Annotated in this window: 15 protein-coding genes, 1 tRNA gene and 1 pseudogene; 13 read left to right on the top strand and 4 right to left on the bottom strand. The window is 44.6% G+C overall.

Features of this window, described 5'->3' with window-relative positions; translation table 11 throughout:
- Window positions 1-69: 69 nt before the first annotated feature.
- Complete coding sequence (locus F6K53_RS14955; protein ID WP_293020135.1) at window positions 70-201, top strand: hypothetical protein; 132 nt, start codon at window positions 70-72, stop codon at window positions 199-201.
- A gap of 9 nt (window positions 202-210) precedes the next feature.
- Here the strand turns inward: F6K53_RS14955 and F6K53_RS14950 are convergent, their stop codons facing one another.
- Entirely contained in the window at window positions 211-816 is a 606-nt protein-coding gene (locus F6K53_RS14950) for a hypothetical protein (protein ID WP_293020133.1), read from the bottom strand.
- Window positions 817-1,227: 411 nt separating this feature from the next.
- Between F6K53_RS14950 and psb28 the strand changes: the two genes are divergently transcribed.
- Complete coding sequence (gene psb28 / locus F6K53_RS14945) at window positions 1,228-1,614, top strand: photosystem II reaction center protein Psb28 (protein ID WP_293020132.1); 387 nt, start codon at window positions 1,228-1,230, stop codon at window positions 1,612-1,614.
- Between the two features lie 102 nt (window positions 1,615-1,716).
- A complete protein-coding gene (locus tag F6K53_RS14940; protein WP_293036737.1) occupies window positions 1,717-2,631 on the top strand; it encodes a TIGR01777 family oxidoreductase in 915 nt (304 codons plus the stop codon).
- Window positions 2,632-2,699: 68 nt separating this feature from the next.
- Here the strand turns inward: F6K53_RS14940 and murA are convergent, their stop codons facing one another.
- The gene (gene murA / locus F6K53_RS14935) at window positions 2,700-4,097 is read right to left on the bottom strand and encodes a UDP-N-acetylglucosamine 1-carboxyvinyltransferase (protein ID WP_293064859.1); all 1,398 of its coding nucleotides are present in this window, start codon (window positions 4,095-4,097) and stop codon (window positions 2,700-2,702) included.
- A 320-nt stretch (window positions 4,098-4,417) separates the two neighbouring features.
- Here murA and F6K53_RS14930 point away from each other — a divergent pair.
- The 3 genes and pseudogenes from F6K53_RS14930 to F6K53_RS14920 all read left to right on the top strand — a co-directional run bounded on the left by F6K53_RS14930 (window position 4,418) and on the right by F6K53_RS14920 (window position 6,776).
- Window positions 4,418-4,501, top strand: a tRNA-Leu gene (locus F6K53_RS14930).
- 186 nt (window positions 4,502-4,687) lie between these two features.
- Window positions 4,688-5,988 (top strand): annotated as a pseudogene (locus tag F6K53_RS14925) (transposase).
- A 2-nt stretch (window positions 5,989-5,990) separates the two neighbouring features.
- A complete protein-coding gene (locus F6K53_RS14920; RefSeq protein WP_293064857.1) occupies window positions 5,991-6,776 on the top strand; it encodes an RNA methyltransferase in 786 nt (261 codons plus the stop codon).
- A gap of 366 nt (window positions 6,777-7,142) precedes the next feature.
- On the opposite strand, the gene F6K53_RS14915 is transcribed toward F6K53_RS14920, so the two are convergent.
- Complete coding sequence (locus F6K53_RS14915; RefSeq protein WP_293020127.1) at window positions 7,143-7,679, bottom strand: jacalin-like lectin; 537 nt, start codon at window positions 7,677-7,679, stop codon at window positions 7,143-7,145.
- A 457-nt stretch (window positions 7,680-8,136) separates the two neighbouring features.
- Here F6K53_RS14915 and F6K53_RS14910 point away from each other — a divergent pair, with 457 nt between their 5' ends.
- From F6K53_RS14910 to F6K53_RS14885, 6 genes are all read left to right on the top strand, one after another.
- Window positions 8,137-8,265, top strand: a complete 129-nt coding sequence (locus F6K53_RS14910) for a hypothetical protein (RefSeq protein WP_293020126.1) — start codon at window positions 8,137-8,139, stop codon at window positions 8,263-8,265.
- A 112-nt stretch (window positions 8,266-8,377) separates the two neighbouring features.
- Entirely contained in the window at window positions 8,378-9,808 is a 1,431-nt protein-coding gene (gene lpdA, locus F6K53_RS14905) for a dihydrolipoyl dehydrogenase (protein WP_293064851.1), read from the top strand.
- 104 nt (window positions 9,809-9,912) lie between these two features.
- Window positions 9,913-10,803 (top strand): indole-3-glycerol phosphate synthase TrpC, encoded by an 891-nt coding sequence (trpC, locus tag F6K53_RS14900; protein ID WP_364301183.1) that lies wholly within the window; start codon window positions 9,913-9,915, stop codon window positions 10,801-10,803.
- Between the two features lie 66 nt (window positions 10,804-10,869).
- A complete protein-coding gene (locus tag F6K53_RS14895) occupies window positions 10,870-11,154 on the top strand; it encodes a DUF5340 domain-containing protein (RefSeq protein WP_293020122.1) in 285 nt (94 codons plus the stop codon).
- Between the two features lie 404 nt (window positions 11,155-11,558).
- Entirely contained in the window at window positions 11,559-12,713 is a 1,155-nt protein-coding gene (locus F6K53_RS14890; protein WP_293064847.1) for an alanine--glyoxylate aminotransferase family protein, read from the top strand.
- Window positions 12,714-13,694: 981 nt separating this feature from the next.
- A complete protein-coding gene (locus tag F6K53_RS14885; RefSeq protein ID WP_293081219.1) occupies window positions 13,695-14,474 on the top strand; it encodes a WecB/TagA/CpsF family glycosyltransferase in 780 nt (259 codons plus the stop codon).
- A gap of 428 nt (window positions 14,475-14,902) precedes the next feature.
- Here F6K53_RS14885 and F6K53_RS14880 read toward each other — a convergent pair whose 3' ends face one another.
- Entirely contained in the window at window positions 14,903-15,094 is a 192-nt protein-coding gene (locus tag F6K53_RS14880; protein WP_293020117.1) for a hypothetical protein, read from the bottom strand.
- Window positions 15,095-15,120: 26 nt separating this feature from the next.
- Between F6K53_RS14880 and ftsE the strand changes: the two genes are divergently transcribed.
- Window positions 15,121-15,792, top strand: coding sequence for a cell division ATP-binding protein FtsE (gene ftsE / locus F6K53_RS14875; RefSeq protein ID WP_293036754.1), 672 nt, complete (start codon window positions 15,121-15,123; stop codon window positions 15,790-15,792).
- Window positions 15,793-15,803 lie beyond the last annotated feature (11 nt).

The following is a 15,803-nucleotide window of genomic DNA, read 5'->3' as shown; positions in this document are numbered from 1 at the left end:
TCATCGATATCTGATGATATTATCGCCTCCTTAATCAAAACTCGTTGATCATACTTTTAAATAAAAGTAATGGTTGAGAGCAAGGATAAATTTAAACTAAAAATTGCGATCAGCGCGTTTTTCATACTTATATTCCTATTCTCTATTCCCGATTCCCGATTCCCGATTCCCGACTCCCTAATTAAAAACCACTATAATTAATTAACCGTTTCAATTCATAATCCCCACTAAAATTTCCAGCAACTCGGTTAGCTCTTCTGGGACGAGGTAGCGCTTGGGGTCTTGTTGTATGGAACGTTCTTGGCGATTAAAAGTACCGAAACGCCAGTCTTCTCCGGTGGTAACAATGCCATACAAAATTCTCTGGTCAGACTGGAGCCACTGATCAAGGGCAACCAACTCCACCGCCAGTTGAGTGAAGCCCCGTACCAGATCAGATTGTTTGGCTTCTATCACAATCACGTTATGGTTAGCAATATAATAATCTAAGGTTCCCCGCAGGTGTTCGCTAACTGCAATAGAATATTCAATGTAAATGCGGTGATTAGTTAGATCCACTACTTCAAACAGAATTGGTGCGATCAAGGCTTCGCGACGGGCAGTTTCGTTGATCAGCTCGATGCGCTTGCGGTTACGCTGGAGTTGGTGCAGCAGGGGTTCAATAGCAGCAGTGAAGGGTTGACGGGGAAGATCGATATGCGATCGCACAAAGGTACAGTCAAATTCAGCCAAGATATCTTCTAGGGTAAAGGGAAGGTCAAAATATTGGCTAAAGCTGTAAGGTTGTCCAGTTTTAAGAATGCGGCGGCGGTTCATTTGTGGTTAGTCTTCCTTGGTTTTGAGGAAATTCGGAGCAGGGACTTAATAGCAATAGTAAAGAAAGCTACTTTTTTATGTTATGATAAATTACCAAAATTGCTCATAAACTTTTTATCAAAAATATACCTATATTTTATCCTTAAATATCCTCAATTAACTGGAAATAATAGCAAAAATAATTGCTTAGCAAAAGTGTTGTAAATCATAGGAAGTAAATCCAAAAAATACCAATTAAAGTAGGCTGAGCAAAGTCATCTAATCTAGTTCCCTACTCTCTACTCCCCACTCCCTACTCCCCACTCCCCACTCCCTACTCCCTACTCCCTACTCCCTGTTACCTATAAAAATAATTTTGTCAACCCCTCCCAAGGCGATATACTAAAATTTAACGATGTTTTTATATTTCAAATGAACTCCTCAACACCATCCATCCAATTCTTTGACGGTATTTATGAACAGCTGAGTGACGTCAGCCTCAGAAAAAACCGAAGCTCAGGAGCCCGCATCGTCTTAATGACCTTTGAAAGCTTAAAGGCTATTGAACAATTCAACAGTTATAGAAACCGATTTTCTCAATCAATGGTCTTAACAGACGAAGAAGGGGTCATTAATATGACTCCATCCTCAATAAAATTTCGCTTCGGTGGTCCAGAAGGAGATGAGCTAGCAGGAGTGGAGTGTAAAGTTGAAATTGATCAAGACGACCACTGGGAACGCTTCATGCGCTTCATGAATCGGTACGCTGAAGCTAATGGCATGGCTTACGGTGAAAGCAAACCATCTACTGAAGGATAATTACCCATCCTGAACATTTCCCCCGGTCTTTGGGTTCCGTCCCAGGTTAACCTAAGCCATAAGTGTGCTATCAGACACGATATCAAGTATCAAGGATGAAGTATGAAAGTCGCAATTACTGGAGCAACAGGATTTGTCGGTAGCCGCTTAGTCGAGCGTCTACAAGAAGAAGGACATCAACCCTTAATCTTAACCCGTGACTCAGCTAAAGCTAAGGCGAAATTTCCCAATATAGAAACTATTACCTACACTCCCACCGAATCAGGGGATTGGCAAAATGCGATCGCAGGCTGTGATGGTGTAGTCAATTTAGCCGGAGCCCCCATTGCTGAAGAGCGCTGGACAGCAGCCCGTAAGCAAGAAATCCTCAATAGCCGCCAATTAGGTACCCAAAAAATAGTGGAAGCGATCGCTCTTGCTGACCCTAAACCCACGGTATTAGTAAACGCTTCTGCCATTGGTTACTACGGCACTAGTGAAACAGTAACCTTTGATGAAACAAGTCCTGCTGGAGACGACTTTCTGGCAGAGGTTTGTCAAGCCTGGGAAGGGGAAGCCCAGAAAGTCAAAGAAGCTGATGTACGACTAGTGATACTGCGCCTCGGTATAGTTTTGGGCAATGGCGGTGCCTTAGCCAAAATGATACCCCCCTTTCAAATGTTTGCTGGAGGGCCAATCGGTACCGGTCGCCAATGGTTTTCTTGGATTCACCGAGACGATGTAGTGAACTTAATCATAGCTGCCCTAACCAGACCAGACATGGAAGGGATTTTCAATGCCACAGCCCCCAATCCTGTCTTGATGTCCGAACTATGTAACGCCATTGGAGAGGTTCTCAATCGTCCCTCCTGGTTACCAGTTCCCAGTGTTGCCCTAGAAGCCCTGCTGGGAGAAGGAGCCACAGTAGTCTTGGAAGGTCAACAGGTGCTACCCAAACGAACCACTAGTTATGGATGGGAATATCAGTATTCCACAGTAAAGCAAGCTCTAGTAGAGATATTGAAAACTGAAAATTGAAAATTGATCAGAATTAACAATTAACAATTAACAATTTCTCAATGACTAATGACTAATGACTATAACTACTAAGGTGTTGCAGTCATGGCATTAGTGGGAGTCGGAGGAAGTTCCTCTTCCTCTATCTGAGCCGGAACCCGTTCTACTCTAGCACCAAGTTGTCGGAGTTTACCCTCCAAATCGTCATAACCCCGGTCTAAATGACGGAGTCCCTGAATCGTAGTTATTCCTTCTGCCCCTAACCCAGCGACCACAAGTGCAGCAGATGCTCGTAAATCCGTACCCACTACTGGTGCTCCCGACAACATTGGCACACCTCGGATAATCGCATTATTCCCTTTAACCCGGATATCCGCCCCCATACGATTCAATTCGGCAACATGACGCAGCCGATTTTCAAAAACCGTTTCGCTAACCACACAGTTTCCTTCACTCAGAGCCAGCAAGGCCGTAAACTGGGCTTGCATATCCGTAGGAAATCCAGGATAAGGCAAAGTTTCAATATCCGTTGCCCTTAGTTTATTGGGAATAATTCGTAAGCGATTGGGTTCTTCCACCATCACCTCACTACCAATTGCCCGTAGCTTAGCAATCACAGCAGTTAAATGTTCCGGTATTACTGGGTAAAGGCTCAGTTCAGAGTGGGTAATTGCCCCAGCTACCAAGAAAGTGCCAGCCTCAATCCGGTCAGGAATAATCGGGTAATCCACCGAATGTAAACTAGAAACCCCAGAGATACTAATAGTTTTAGTACCAGCACCACTAATTTGAGCTCCCATTGCTCGGCAGAAATTCGCCAAATCCACCACTTCTGGCTCTTGAGCAGCATTTTCAAGGGTGGTTTCCCCTTCTGCCAGAGTCGCTGCCATCAGCAGAGTTTCCGTTGCGCCGACACTGGGGTAATCCAGGTAGATTTTTGCCCCCTTTAGCTTGTTGTTACCTGTTCCTTTCACATAAGCATTGACAATCCCATGCTCAATATGAACTTGAGCGCCCATCGCTTGTAGACCCCTGACATGGAGGTCTACAGGTCTAGCACCAATCGCACAGCCACCAGGCAGTGGTATCCGTGCCACTCCCAATCGCGCTAGCATCGGACCAAGGATAAAAAAGCTAGCTCGCAGCTGGCTAACCAACTCATAGGGAGCTTTTGATTGTCCGATATGGCTGACATCTAAATCTAAGATGTCACCATTGCGTTTGAGCTTCACTCCCACAGCAGCAAGAATCTGGCTCATCCGCTCGATATCTACTAGGGAAGGCACATTACGCAGTCGGCAATCTTGAGAACACAGTAAAGCCCCTGCCATAATTGCCAAGGCAGAATTTTTAGCTCCACTAATTTTTACCTGTCCGTGGAGAGACGCTCTACCCCAAATCTTGAGAACCGATTCGTTTTCCTGGGACAGAGATTGTGGATTTATCGGGCTTTGAGAGTGATTGATGGGTCTATCCTCCAAAATCATTGTAATTTCTGGCGAAATGTTAAATTTGGTTTTGATTTTACCTGAAACTTTATAAATGTCTAGTTTTCCAAGTATCTTGATCGAATGTCAGGTTTTCCACTATACTCAGTAGTTGGCAATGTAAACCGGGAAATTTGCAGGCGTTGCGGCTATCGACAAGTTTCTTGTCCAAAATCCCAGTAAATGCTGTATACTAAAAAACCGGTGAGCTAATAGAGCAAACCCTATAGCAACCCTAAGTTTAATCCTCAACCGTGACAGTTCTGAATCAGAACTGACCACTATCGGAATCACCAAAGATTGCTATAGCGCCAACAAACGCGGAACTGGCGGAATTGGTAGACGCGCTAGATTCAGGTTCTAGTGTTCGCAAGGACTTCCGGGTTCAAGTCCCGGGTTCCGCATAATTAGCCAGACTTGTATGCTGACCGAAAGTCTAAGGGCGCAACGCCCCACCGATTCTATCCATGGGGTTAGCCCGCAGGAAATTTATTCCCTGATCAATCTCCGGGAACTTTTCTCGGAAGACATCGACTATAATAATAAGTAAATTCAACAAAAAACTAAGGAGGTGATTAAAAGTGTTTGTAATGGAGTTCAAAGCGGTAATCAAAGAGTCCCAAAAAGTCGCAATAAATGAAGCTATTAGGACAGCAAAATTTGTCCGCAACAAAGTGCTTCGATATTGGATGGATAACAGAGGGGTCGCCAAAAAAGAACTCTACCGTTACAACACTCAACTCAGGGATGAATTTAACTTTGTCAAAGAACTTAATAGTCACGCCTGTCAGGCTTCTGTCGAAAATGTAGAAAGGGCTATTAAAAGGTTTTTCGATAATTGCAAGAAAAAAGTCCCTGGCAAGAAAGGTTATCCCAAGTTTAAGAAGCATTATAGGTCGGTTGAATATAAGCAATCTGGATGGAAATTATCCCCGGACAAAAAATCTATCAAGTTTACCGACAAGAAAGGCATTGGGAGGGTTAAACTCAAGGGCACCTGGGACTTGTGGAGTTTCGACCAGAAACTTATTAAGCGAGTTAGGATTGTTCAAAGAGCTGATGGCTATTACGTCCAGTTCTGCGTAAAAATCGATAATATTGAGCGACTAGAGGCTACTGGTTTTACTGTTGGGTTGGACGTAGGCTTGAAGGAGTTTTATACCGACTCTGATGGATACTCAGAACCTAACCCCAGATTTTATCGCAAAGGCGAAAAGCGCTTAAAGTTTTACCAGAGACGAGTATCTCGAAAAAAGAAAGGCTCATCCAATCGCAAGAAAGCAATTAATAGACTAGGCAGGACACATCTTAAAATAAGTAGGCAGCGTGAAGAACATGCCAAGAGACTGGTTAGAAGTTACCGTAAGAATAAAGAAGCCTTTATGGTTAGTCGGCTATGCATAAAAGGGTTAAATCTTTGTTATTAAGGCTTCTTTATTCTAAGGTTTCGTCTCCGGCGCGTTACGTAATCCGGTCTAACGACCTGGTCGCCTATGAAGATCTCAGAGTCAAGAACCTGGTCAAGAACCACTGTCTTGCTAAATCTATTAATGATGCGGGTTGGTATCAATTTCGAGAATGGTTGGAATATTTTGGCCAGAAGTTTGGAAGGATCACTGTTGCAGTTAATCCTGCTTACACAAGTCAAAACTGTTCTGATTGTGGCGAAGTGGTCAAGAAATCTTTGTCAACTAGAACCCACACCTGTAAGTGCGGATGTCAGCTAGACCGCGACCACAACGCCGCTAAAAACATCTTAACGAGAGCCTTGGGTACGGTGGGGCACACCGGAACTTTAATCAACGCTTGGGGAGATCTGTCCTCTACTCTTCCTGGTTCCGACCTGGTTGAGCAAGACGGGTCTATGAACCAAGAATCCCCTGGCTTCTAGCCATGGGGAGTGTCAAAAGCACTAAGAATCCCCTAGTCAAGGAAATTCGCAAGCTGCACAGAGTCAAAGGGCGTCGGCAGCAAGACCTATTTCTGTTGGAGGGAACCCACCTGTTGGCAGAAGCCTGTGCCGTAGATTATCCCCTAGTCACCCTCTGCTATACACCAGAATGGCTTGAAGCTCATCCACAACTATCCCACGATGCTTCCGTTCGGTCTCAAAGAGTGGAAGTAGTCAGTCAGTCTGTACTAAAAGCGATCGCTACTACAGTTGAGCCAGATGGAGTAGTAGCCACAGCAACCCGTCTTCCCCTTTCCCCGAAACCCTTCAATTCCCTCTCCCTAGGGCTAGCCCTAGAAACCATACAAGACCCAGGAAATCTTGGAACAATCATTAGAACTGCCGTAGCTGCTGGTGCAGAAGGATTGTGGCTAAGTTCCGATAGTGTAGAGCTAGATAATCCTAAAGTATTGCGAGCCTCAGTTGGTCAGTGGTTCCGTCTTCCCATGGCAGTTACCCCGGATTTGCCCACCCTCGTAGCTCAAGCTCAAGCTCAAGGGATACAAGTAGTGGCCACAGTACCAGATGCTAAGGTCAGTTACTGGGACATAGATTGGCGCTGTCCTAGCTTAATACTCCTGGGCAATGAAGCAGCTGGACTTAAGGAAGAGTTAGTAAACACCACAGATCAGCAAGTTAAGATTCCCCTGATGCCAGGGGTAGAATCCTTAAATGTAGCGATTGCTGCTGCCTTGATGTTGTACGAAGCTAAACGGCAACGTTTTTGAAAGTATTTAGTCTCAAGTTTTAGGTGGGCTGGTTGACTGACAAAACTGTAAGCATAAGCTTACACAAAACTCAACCAGCGTAGTCAAACCACCTTACTTTAAAGGCATCTATAGCAGTCGAAGCCTAGTTTAGGACAGTCACTTTTCCTCAAACCTAGATACAAAGCTAGTTTAACTTCTGACTTCTGACTTCAAACTTCTGACTTCTGCTATAATTTTATGATTTCTATAAAAAATAGTGTTCTTGGAATTCCAAAAACACTATATAAATAATTGCCTTATCAAAAAAACAATAAAGTAGGGTTTATTAAGAACTATCCCCGGTTACCCAACAAGATGGGAATACGGATGATAACTATCCCCAGTTTATTCACACCCGGTGTCGATATAGACTCCCAAAGAAGTGAGATAGCCACTGGCGCTGCCGAAGAATGATTGAATGGTGGGTTGGGCAGCTTTTAAAGTGAATGGCTTTCGGTTTGATGTTGATTGCATAGTACCAAACGGACCATAGGTCTTGCCCTTAAGAGTCTTAAATGTTAATTGGGCAATTAAGGGTTTGTTGCCAGCATATGAATAGTCTGCAACGTAACCATCTACTTCTACTAATGGATCATCTGCACTAAAATTGATGGTGGTCTCTCCGCCGCCAGTACCTCCATTCTGAAATGATTTTCCATTGGCATAACTTACCTTGAAGCCATCAATAATCCACCCATGATGAACCGTGATTTCAGTAATTGGACCTAATGTGCTGGCCTCAGGGAAATTATAAAATTCAGTGGTTGTCCGTCCTACAGGGCCTTCAATAACTTGGGCTTGGGCAGGAGAAACCCCTAGAGTTGTGCTCAGCAAGACTACTGCAGCCAATAGTCCAATAAACTGAAAAAATCGCTTAAACATTACTTAAAACCTCAATCTTTTAAAGGATTTGTAACCCACCCGAATCTAGCAGGTATGCTAGCCAAAATATTGAATTATTTAAAAAAAATTTAGATTTATAAAAAAAATATTATTTTTGACATATTATGGCTCAATATATGCTCAATATTTCAATGGTAAGAGGCAAGAGGCAAGAGGCAAGAGGCAAGAGGCAAGAGGCAAGAGGGGAAACAGATTCGGGGTTTTATGGTTCAATAAAAAAAGACCATACAGCTTGAAATATCAAATACAAATGCTATATATGAGCAAGCTAAAAGCCATGAAGGGGCGATAGCTTGAGTACAAATGCTCTGCATAAGTGACATACACCCCATCTAACTTAAGTAAGTTTAAAAAAATCTCTAGTTATGACTTGTAACTAATAACAATTAAGGTATTGGAGCTAACTAAAATTTTTTCTATAGCGGTTTCTAGCCTAATGAGGTACACAGGAGTTTTTCCGTGTTCCGTGTTCCCACGTCCGAAGTTCCCTGTTCCCTGTTCCCGATTCCCGATTCCCTGTTCCCGATTCCCTGTTCCCTGTTCCCTGTTCCCTTTGCGATCCTAGATACTTCATACTTCACCCTCCCAATCTTAATAGTTGAGCACTTGCAATCCTGGATTGCTCAAGTTGAAAATAATAAGGACGAAGCATAGCCAATCTAACTCAGGAGATAGATGTGAGTCAAGACTTTGATTACGATTTATTGATTATCGGTGCTGGTGTGGGGGGTCATGGTGCTGCCTTACACGCAGTTAGCTGTGGTCTGAAAACCGCTATTATTGAAGCCGCTGACATGGGCGGAACTTGTGTCAACCGGGGCTGCATCCCTTCTAAAGCTCTATTAGCCGCATCAGGTAGAGTGCGAGAGCTACAGGACGCTCATCATCTCAATGCCCTTGGGATTAAAGTAGCAGGGGTTGAGTTTGACCGAAATGCGATCGCAAATCATGCCAGCAATCTAGTCAGTAAAATTCGTGGTGACCTGACCAACAGCCTAAAACGCCTGGGTGTGGATATTATTAAAGGCTGGGGTAAAGTAGCTGGACCTCAAAAAGTAACCGTTGCTACAGACAATGGCAAAAAAACTATCACTGGCAAAGATATTATGATATCCGCTGGTTCAATTCCCTTTGTACCCCCAGGAATTGAGATTGATGGCAAAACCGTATTTACCAGTGATGATGCCATCAAACTAGAATGGCTGCCAGATTGGGTAGCAATCGTGGGCAGTGGTTACATTGGTCTAGAGTTTGCTGATGTCTACACAGCACTAGGGTCTGAAATCACCATGATCGAAGCCCTAGATGACCTGATGCCAACCTTTGACCCTGATATTGCCAAACTAGCCACACGCATCCTGATCAAACCTCGGGACATTGAAACTCACACTGGGGTGCTAGCGATGAAAGTAACTCCCGGTTCCCCGGTAGTAATTGAACTAGCAGATACCAAAACCAAGGAAGTAGTCGATGTGCTCGAAGTCGATGCTTGCCTGGTCGCTACAGGTCGGATTCCCGCCACCAAAGACCTAGGACTAGATGCCGTAGGAGTGGAAACAGACCGGCGCGGTTTTATTCCCGTAGATGACACCATGGCAGTACTTTCAGCAGGGGAACCCGTACCTCATCTTTGGGCAATTGGTGATGCCACTGGGAAAATGATGTTAGCCCATGCCGCATCCGCTCAAGGTATTGTCGCAGTAGAGAATATCTGTGGACGTCAGCGCACCATAGACTACCGCAGCATACCCGCAGCCGCCTTTACCCATCCAGAAATCAGCTACGTCGGCCTAAGCGAACCACAAGCCAAAAAATTGGCCTCCGAAGAAGGCTTTGAAGTATCCATTGTAAAATCATACTTTAAGGGGAATTCTAAAGCGATCGCAGAAGGAGAAGCAGATGGGGTAGCGAAAGTGATCTACCGTAAAGATACCGGGGAAGTCCTAGGAGTCCACATCCTAGGTATCCACGCCTCCGACTTAATTCACGAAGCCTCAAATGCGATCGCAAACAGACAATCGGTCAACTCCCTCGCCTACTTAGTCCATGCTCACCCCACTCTGTCAGAAGTACTCGACGAAGCTTACAAACGAGCTGTAACTCATTAGTCAAAATCCTTTGTTAATTGCTAATTAACAAAGGATTTTGGAACTGACGCACTGAGAAACTGACGCACTGAGGGACTGACGCACTCACGCACTATATAAAACTACTGATGCAAATTCGCCGACGCCCACCTAATCCAGCAGTTAAAATCCAAACCCTGCACTATCAAGTTGCACTACCAGACGATAAACCCCACCATATTCTCGAAGAAATTGTCTGGCACAAAGAGAAAGAAATTGACCAGATGCGGGAAAGTCTGCCTCTAGTGGAGTTGCGTAAGCGAGTACAAACAGCACCACCCCCCCGAGACTTTCTAGCAGCCCTAAAATCAGGAAAGACTAGCCCTGCCCTGATTGCAGAAATCAAAAAAGCATCTCCTAGCAAAGGGGTTATTCGAGAAAATTTTGACCCAGTAGCCATTGCTCAGTCATACAGCCAAGGTGGTGCTAGTGCGATCTCAGTGCTGACAGATCAAAAATTCTTTCAGGGTAGTTGGGAAAACCTGGCAAAAGTTCGTGCTGCTGTAGACTTGCCTTTGCTGTGTAAGGAGTTCATCATCTATCCCTACCAAATGTACATGGCTCGTAGTCACGGAGCAGATGCAGTTTTACTGATTGCAGCCATCCTTTCCGATCAAGACCTGCAATACTTTATCAAAATTGCTAAGACTCTGTCGATCACTCCCTTGATCGAAGTCCATACCCAATCTGAATTAGATCGAGTATTATCTCTCGATGGAGTTACCCTAGTAGGTATAAACAATCGTAACTTGGAAGATTTTTCCGTCGATTTACAAACAACCTGTCAATTACTAGCAGCAAGGGCTAACCAACTACTCGAACGTGGCATTCTGGTAGTCAGTGAATCAGGGCTTCATACCAACGCTCACCTTGATCAGGTAGCATCTGCCGGAGCCACAGCCGTCCTCATTGGTGAGTCATTGGTAAAACAGCCAGACCCAGCAGTTGCTATTGCCAGCTTGTTTAGCCATCAGTGACCCATAGCCCAAAAAAATAGTCAATTTTGATGGCAGACTCCGACTCACCGAGGTACAGCAAATTTCATGGATCCAATTCCCCTTCCATCTTATATTCACTACGAACTGCTGCTCCAACTGCTAGAGCGCCAAACCGCATTTGCTACCAGTCAAAACCCCCAATTGCGAGAGCAGGTTCATGAATTGATCAGTACTCTGCGTAAAGCCCTAGCTCAACAGAAGCAATTAGAACAAAGCTGTCAGCGAGCCAACTTGCCAATGGAGTATCGCTGGTCTCTCAACAGCGTCAAATTGGATGCCCATGACTCAAAAAATGGTTTACCGGATTCAGCAGGAAGACTTCCTAATTAAATTGTCAACTTCATAAATAAAAAACTAAGAAATTTAGTCACAGTATCCAGTTTGAGCCAATATATTTTGAGATTGTTACCTACTCCTGAGGAGCGTCACTCCCACTGTCGGCATCAATAACACATGCTCGCTATGGCTCCGAACTAAAGAGTGTCCTAACTTCAGGATGTCAATATACAAAGACTTTAAGGCAAGTTTAAATCTAGCGTGGCTGGGTCAGTCTTCGTGTAAGCATGGGTGGGGATAACCGCTCCCATGGTCCGGTGGTGAAACGCCAAAGTAACCGCTAAATTAACCTTGAATTTCCGGTTTTGTCCGGTAACATCCAAGACTTAATCGGTCAGTTCAGAGTAACTAACCAATCATCAGATCACAACAACCCTAGATACCAAGACTAACTACAGATGGAAGACAAGCTCAAACTAATGATTCCTGGCCCGACGCCAGTACCAGAACAAGTATTACTGGCCATGGCCAAACACCCGATCGGACACCGTAGTCCGGAATTTAGCGAAATCATGGCAGAGGTGAATGAAAACCTCAAATGGCTACACCAGACCAAAAATGATGTCTTGACTGTAACCGCTAGCGGTACCGGAGTTATGGAAGCTGGCATTATTAACTTCCTCAGTGCAGGCGATCGCGTTTTAGTTGGTTCTAATGGTAAATTTGGCGACCGTTGGGAAAAAATCAGTACTGCTTTTGGTCTGGAAGTGGACACCATTACCGCTGAGTGGGGTAAGCCCCTAGATACCGAGCAGTTTCGTGAAAAGCTAGAAGCTGATACCGAAAAGCAAATCAAAGCCGTAATCGTTACCCACTCTGAAACCTCTACTGGCGTTCTTAACGACTTAGAAACCATAAATCGTTACGTCAAAGACCACGGCGAAGCCCTAATTATTGTTGATGCCGTTACCAGCCTCGGAGCAGTCAATGTACCCATTGATGACTGGGGTCTCGATGTAGTAGGCTCTGGTTCCCAGAAGGGATACATGATTCCCCCAGGACTCGGATTTGTCAGTGTTAGTCCTAAAGCTTGGGAAGCCTACAAAACTGCTACCCTGCCCAAGTTTTACCTAGATTTAGGGACTTACAAGAAATCTACGGCTAAAAACAGCAATCCCTTTACCCCGCCAGTGAACCTAGTTATTGCCCTACAAGCTTCACTGGGCATGATGAAAAGAGAAGGGTTAGAATCAATATTTTCCCGTCACCAGCTTCTGATGCAAGCAACCCGCGCCGCCGTCAAAGCCCTATCATTACCTTTGTTTGGTTCTGATGAGTATGCTAGCCCAGCCGCAACTGCAGTTATTCCCACATCAGTAGAGTCCGAAAAAATTCGTTCTGTGATGAAAAAACGCTATAACATTGCTCTAGCTGGGGGACAAGACAACTATAAAGGAAAAATATTCCGCATTGGTCACTTAGGTTTTGTCTGTGAGCAAGATATTCTTGCTGTCATTGGTGCTCTCGAAGCCACCCTTCAGGAATTGGGACACCAATCCATGACACCAGGAGCAGGTATTGCAGCTGCTGCTAGTGTATTTGCTCAGAACTGATTAACAGTTGAAGGTTGAAGGTTGAAGGTTAAAAGTTGAAGGTTAAAAGTTGAAGGTTAAAAGTTGAAAATTGACGGTTGAAGGTTAAAAGTTGAAAATTGACGGTTGAAGGTTGACGGTTGACTGTGTTCTGCGGTAAATGGTCAACCGTCAACTCCTAATAGTCTTTTTAATTTTTAATGAAACTTCCGCCACCTAAGTTCAGTAAAGATGGCGGAATAATTCCTAATTGAGTTTAACACCACCATCAGATCCCAATTCTCAATTGGAACCCAATCACATACCCAATTCCCAAGTTTTCCTGATCAGTACGAAATCCTGAGGAATTAATTAAAGAAGTTTTGGCTCTGCCATAAGAGATCATCCTAATTGACACTCGCCGTCTTGAAAGAACGGCGATTCCCAGATCGACGAGCTGCCTTAAACCACTGTGTCCTAATCTTTGACGCCGCCAAAAAGTAAGCAATATCTAAACCAAAGACCCGTCAAGAACAAGAATTCAGTTTAGTTCACAGTAGACCCAGCGGGCAATTCTCGCGATCGCGTTTGGTTACTTGCTAGAAAGTGCGTGATTAAAGTCCGTTGCTTTCTCATTCACCTGGTTCCGGCGTGCCCCGCCGTACCGTTTTTATCTCAAATCGTGTTTTTGCTTGGTTCACACACCAACGGTTAATTGATGACTGGGTTTTTAAGGAGGACTTTCCCTACCCTCCGAGCATTATTATTTTAAGGTCAAGCAGGGGCGGGTCTCTCTCCCGGTTGCGCCAAGGCCAAAGGCCACGCTACGCGAACGGTTTTTCAACCTGTACTCATGGTTTCAGTATATCCTAGCGCTACATAATCGTCAACCTCAAATACTAGAATTATTTCTAGGCGACTAAATTCGCTAGTCACTTTCATCTGAGCTCGCTTTGTGACGGAGTTTTCAGTGTTTAAATTTCTAATAAAATACATGGGTGATGTGAGGGTATGCAAAAGCCAATGTTTGAAACAGCTGAACAATTTCCTGTCTTGGGGTTACCCGTTCACCTTTTAGACAACTACAGTCAATTCTTAGACGATCGTCTCACCAAAGGTCTAGGTAGTCATGTGGTAACTCTAAATGCCGAAATGGCAATCCAGGGAGAGCGCAACCCTGAGCTAGCTGCCGTTATCAAGCAGGCAGAACTGGTGATTCCTGATGGGGCGGGTATTATATTTTACTTACGACTCCACGGTAAAAAAAAGCAGCGCTGTCCAGGAATTGAACTAGCTGAGTCTTTACTGGTCAAGGCTGGACAATACGGAGAATCTTGCCCAGTGTTCTTCTATGGGGCAGCCCCTCATGTAGTCCAAAAAACAGCTAGGGTTTGGCAGAAGAGAGTTCCAAAATTAGCGATCGCTGGAATTAGTGATGGCTACCTCAGTGCAGAAGCAGAGGAAGACTTAAAGCTCACCTTAAAAGAACAACAGCCTAAAATCATACTAGTCGGCTTAGGTGTACCACGTCAAGAATTTTGGATTGCCCAGAATCGCCACCTGTGTCCCCAATCCACTTGGATTGGTGTTGGTGGTAGCTTTGATATCTGGTCAGGGGCTAAAACCCGTGCGCCAGGCTGGTTCCGGAAGAATAATCTCGAATGGTTATATCGGTTGTATCAAGAACCCCACCGTTGGCGGCGAATGATGGTTCTGCCTCAGTTTGCTCTCAAAGCTTTAGGTCAAAGAATGATGGTTCTGCCTCAGTTTGCTCTCAAAGCCTTAGGTCAAAGGTTGGCATAAGCTAATCCCTAATCAATAGAGGTGCAACTATTAGCCTTATAGCTCTCTAAACCTTGTCAAACATTATCCATTATTTTATAATCAAATAAGTTAGTAACTTGTTTAACTTCGGAACACTACCGCCCAACGAAGAACTAAAAGCTTTGGCAGCTGGTCGTAAGTTAAGCGACGTAAAATAATGGACTGAGTGAAGTTACAGTGCGGTTTGAGAGTAGGCAGAAGAGCCTCCATTAATAAAAATAGCGCAATGCTTTTGGCATTGCTTTGTCGGCAACAACCATTAGTTAAAACTAATGCTATACCATCGTCCTATCTGCTTGTGAGTAGGTTTGTACAGGTTAAATGTTGCACCTGAATCAATACACCTGACAACATGAGTATTGTCGAGTATTATCTTGATGCGATCGCATAAGCGCGGAAGCTTTGCTTCATCGCCTTTGGCGATTGGCCGTAGGCCACGCTACGCGAACGCTCGTTGGGGAGCGGCTGTGTGCTAAGGCTTGCCTCAGCACCTTCTCAGCCTCGTGGAATACCAGTCCCTCATCTGACTCCCCATTTCCCCATTTCCCCATCTCCCCATCTCCCCATCTCCCCATCTCCCCATCTCCCCATCTCCCCACACTTCCCTATCTTTCCCTAATCCCTAATGACCCAGAAAGCGATAATCAAATTACAAGGAGTGACAACAACCTATCCCAACAACCGAGGTTTGTTTAACGTCAATCTAGAAGTCAAGTCAGGGGACTTTTTATTTATCACAGGGCCTTCTGGTGCTGGTAAATCCACATTGCTAAAGTTACTCTATGGTGAACAGCGCCCCACCCAAGGGAAAGTATTTGTCGATCAAATCAATGTTGGGCAATTACGAGGCGATCGCTTGTCATTCCTACGCCGTCGCCTAGGGATTGTTTTTCAGGACTACAAACTAATTCCCAAGCGAACTGTGTCAGAGAATATCGCTTTTGTTCTGTGGGCACAGAGTTTCACTCGCAAAGAAATTAAGCGACGCCTAACACCAACCCTTAAATTAGTGGGTTTGCAAGACAAAGCCAACTGTTTTCCAGAGCAACTTTCAGGAGGAGAACAACAACGGGTAAGTCTAGCTCGTGCCATTGTTAGTACACCGCCCTTGATATTAGCTGATGAGCCAACAGGTAACCTCGATCCCGACAATTCGTGGCAGGTATTAAACATTCTCAGGAAACTTAATCACCTAGGGACTACAGTTATTGTGACAACTCATAATGAAAACTTAGTCAGAATCTCCAATCAGCCAGTAGTACAGCTGCGCGAAGGTCGTTTATATTCGCCTTTTTAGAGGCAATAGTT

It is taken from the genome of Moorena sp. SIO4A1, from assembly GCF_010672065.1.
Taxonomy (GTDB): Bacteria; Cyanobacteriota; Cyanobacteriia; order Cyanobacteriales; family Coleofasciculaceae; genus Moorena.
The sequence above is the reverse complement of the archived record's forward strand: the minus strand, read 5'-3'. Positions and strand labels throughout refer to the sequence as shown.

What these genes read in the sequence shown, in the direction of transcription:
- F6K53_RS14955 (WP_293020135.1), top strand. Translation starts at nt 70, where the DNA reads ATGGTTGAGAGCAAGGATAAATTTAAACTAAAAATTGCGATCAGCGCG.
- F6K53_RS14950 (WP_293020133.1), bottom strand. Translation starts at nt 816, where the DNA reads ATGAACCGCCGCCGCATTCTTAAAACTGGACAACCTTACAGCTTTAGC.
- psb28 (WP_293020132.1), top strand. Translation starts at nt 1,228, where the DNA reads ATGAACTCCTCAACACCATCCATCCAATTCTTTGACGGTATTTATGAA.
- F6K53_RS14940 (WP_293036737.1), top strand. Translation starts at nt 1,717, where the DNA reads ATGAAAGTCGCAATTACTGGAGCAACAGGATTTGTCGGTAGCCGCTTA.
- murA (WP_293064859.1), bottom strand. Translation starts at nt 4,097, where the DNA reads ATGATTTTGGAGGATAGACCCATCAATCACTCTCAAAGCCCGATAAAT.
- F6K53_RS14920 (WP_293064857.1), top strand. Translation starts at nt 5,991, where the DNA reads ATGGGGAGTGTCAAAAGCACTAAGAATCCCCTAGTCAAGGAAATTCGC.
- F6K53_RS14915 (WP_293020127.1), bottom strand. Translation starts at nt 7,679, where the DNA reads ATGTTTAAGCGATTTTTTCAGTTTATTGGACTATTGGCTGCAGTAGTC.
- F6K53_RS14910 (WP_293020126.1), top strand. Translation starts at nt 8,137, where the DNA reads ATGAGGTACACAGGAGTTTTTCCGTGTTCCGTGTTCCCACGTCCGAAG.
- F6K53_RS14895 (WP_293020122.1), top strand. Translation starts at nt 10,870, where the DNA reads ATGGATCCAATTCCCCTTCCATCTTATATTCACTACGAACTGCTGCTC.
- F6K53_RS14890 (WP_293064847.1), top strand. Translation starts at nt 11,559, where the DNA reads ATGGAAGACAAGCTCAAACTAATGATTCCTGGCCCGACGCCAGTACCA.
- F6K53_RS14885 (WP_293081219.1), top strand. Translation starts at nt 13,695, where the DNA reads ATGTTTGAAACAGCTGAACAATTTCCTGTCTTGGGGTTACCCGTTCAC.
- ftsE (WP_293036754.1), top strand. Translation starts at nt 15,121, where the DNA reads ATGACCCAGAAAGCGATAATCAAATTACAAGGAGTGACAACAACCTAT.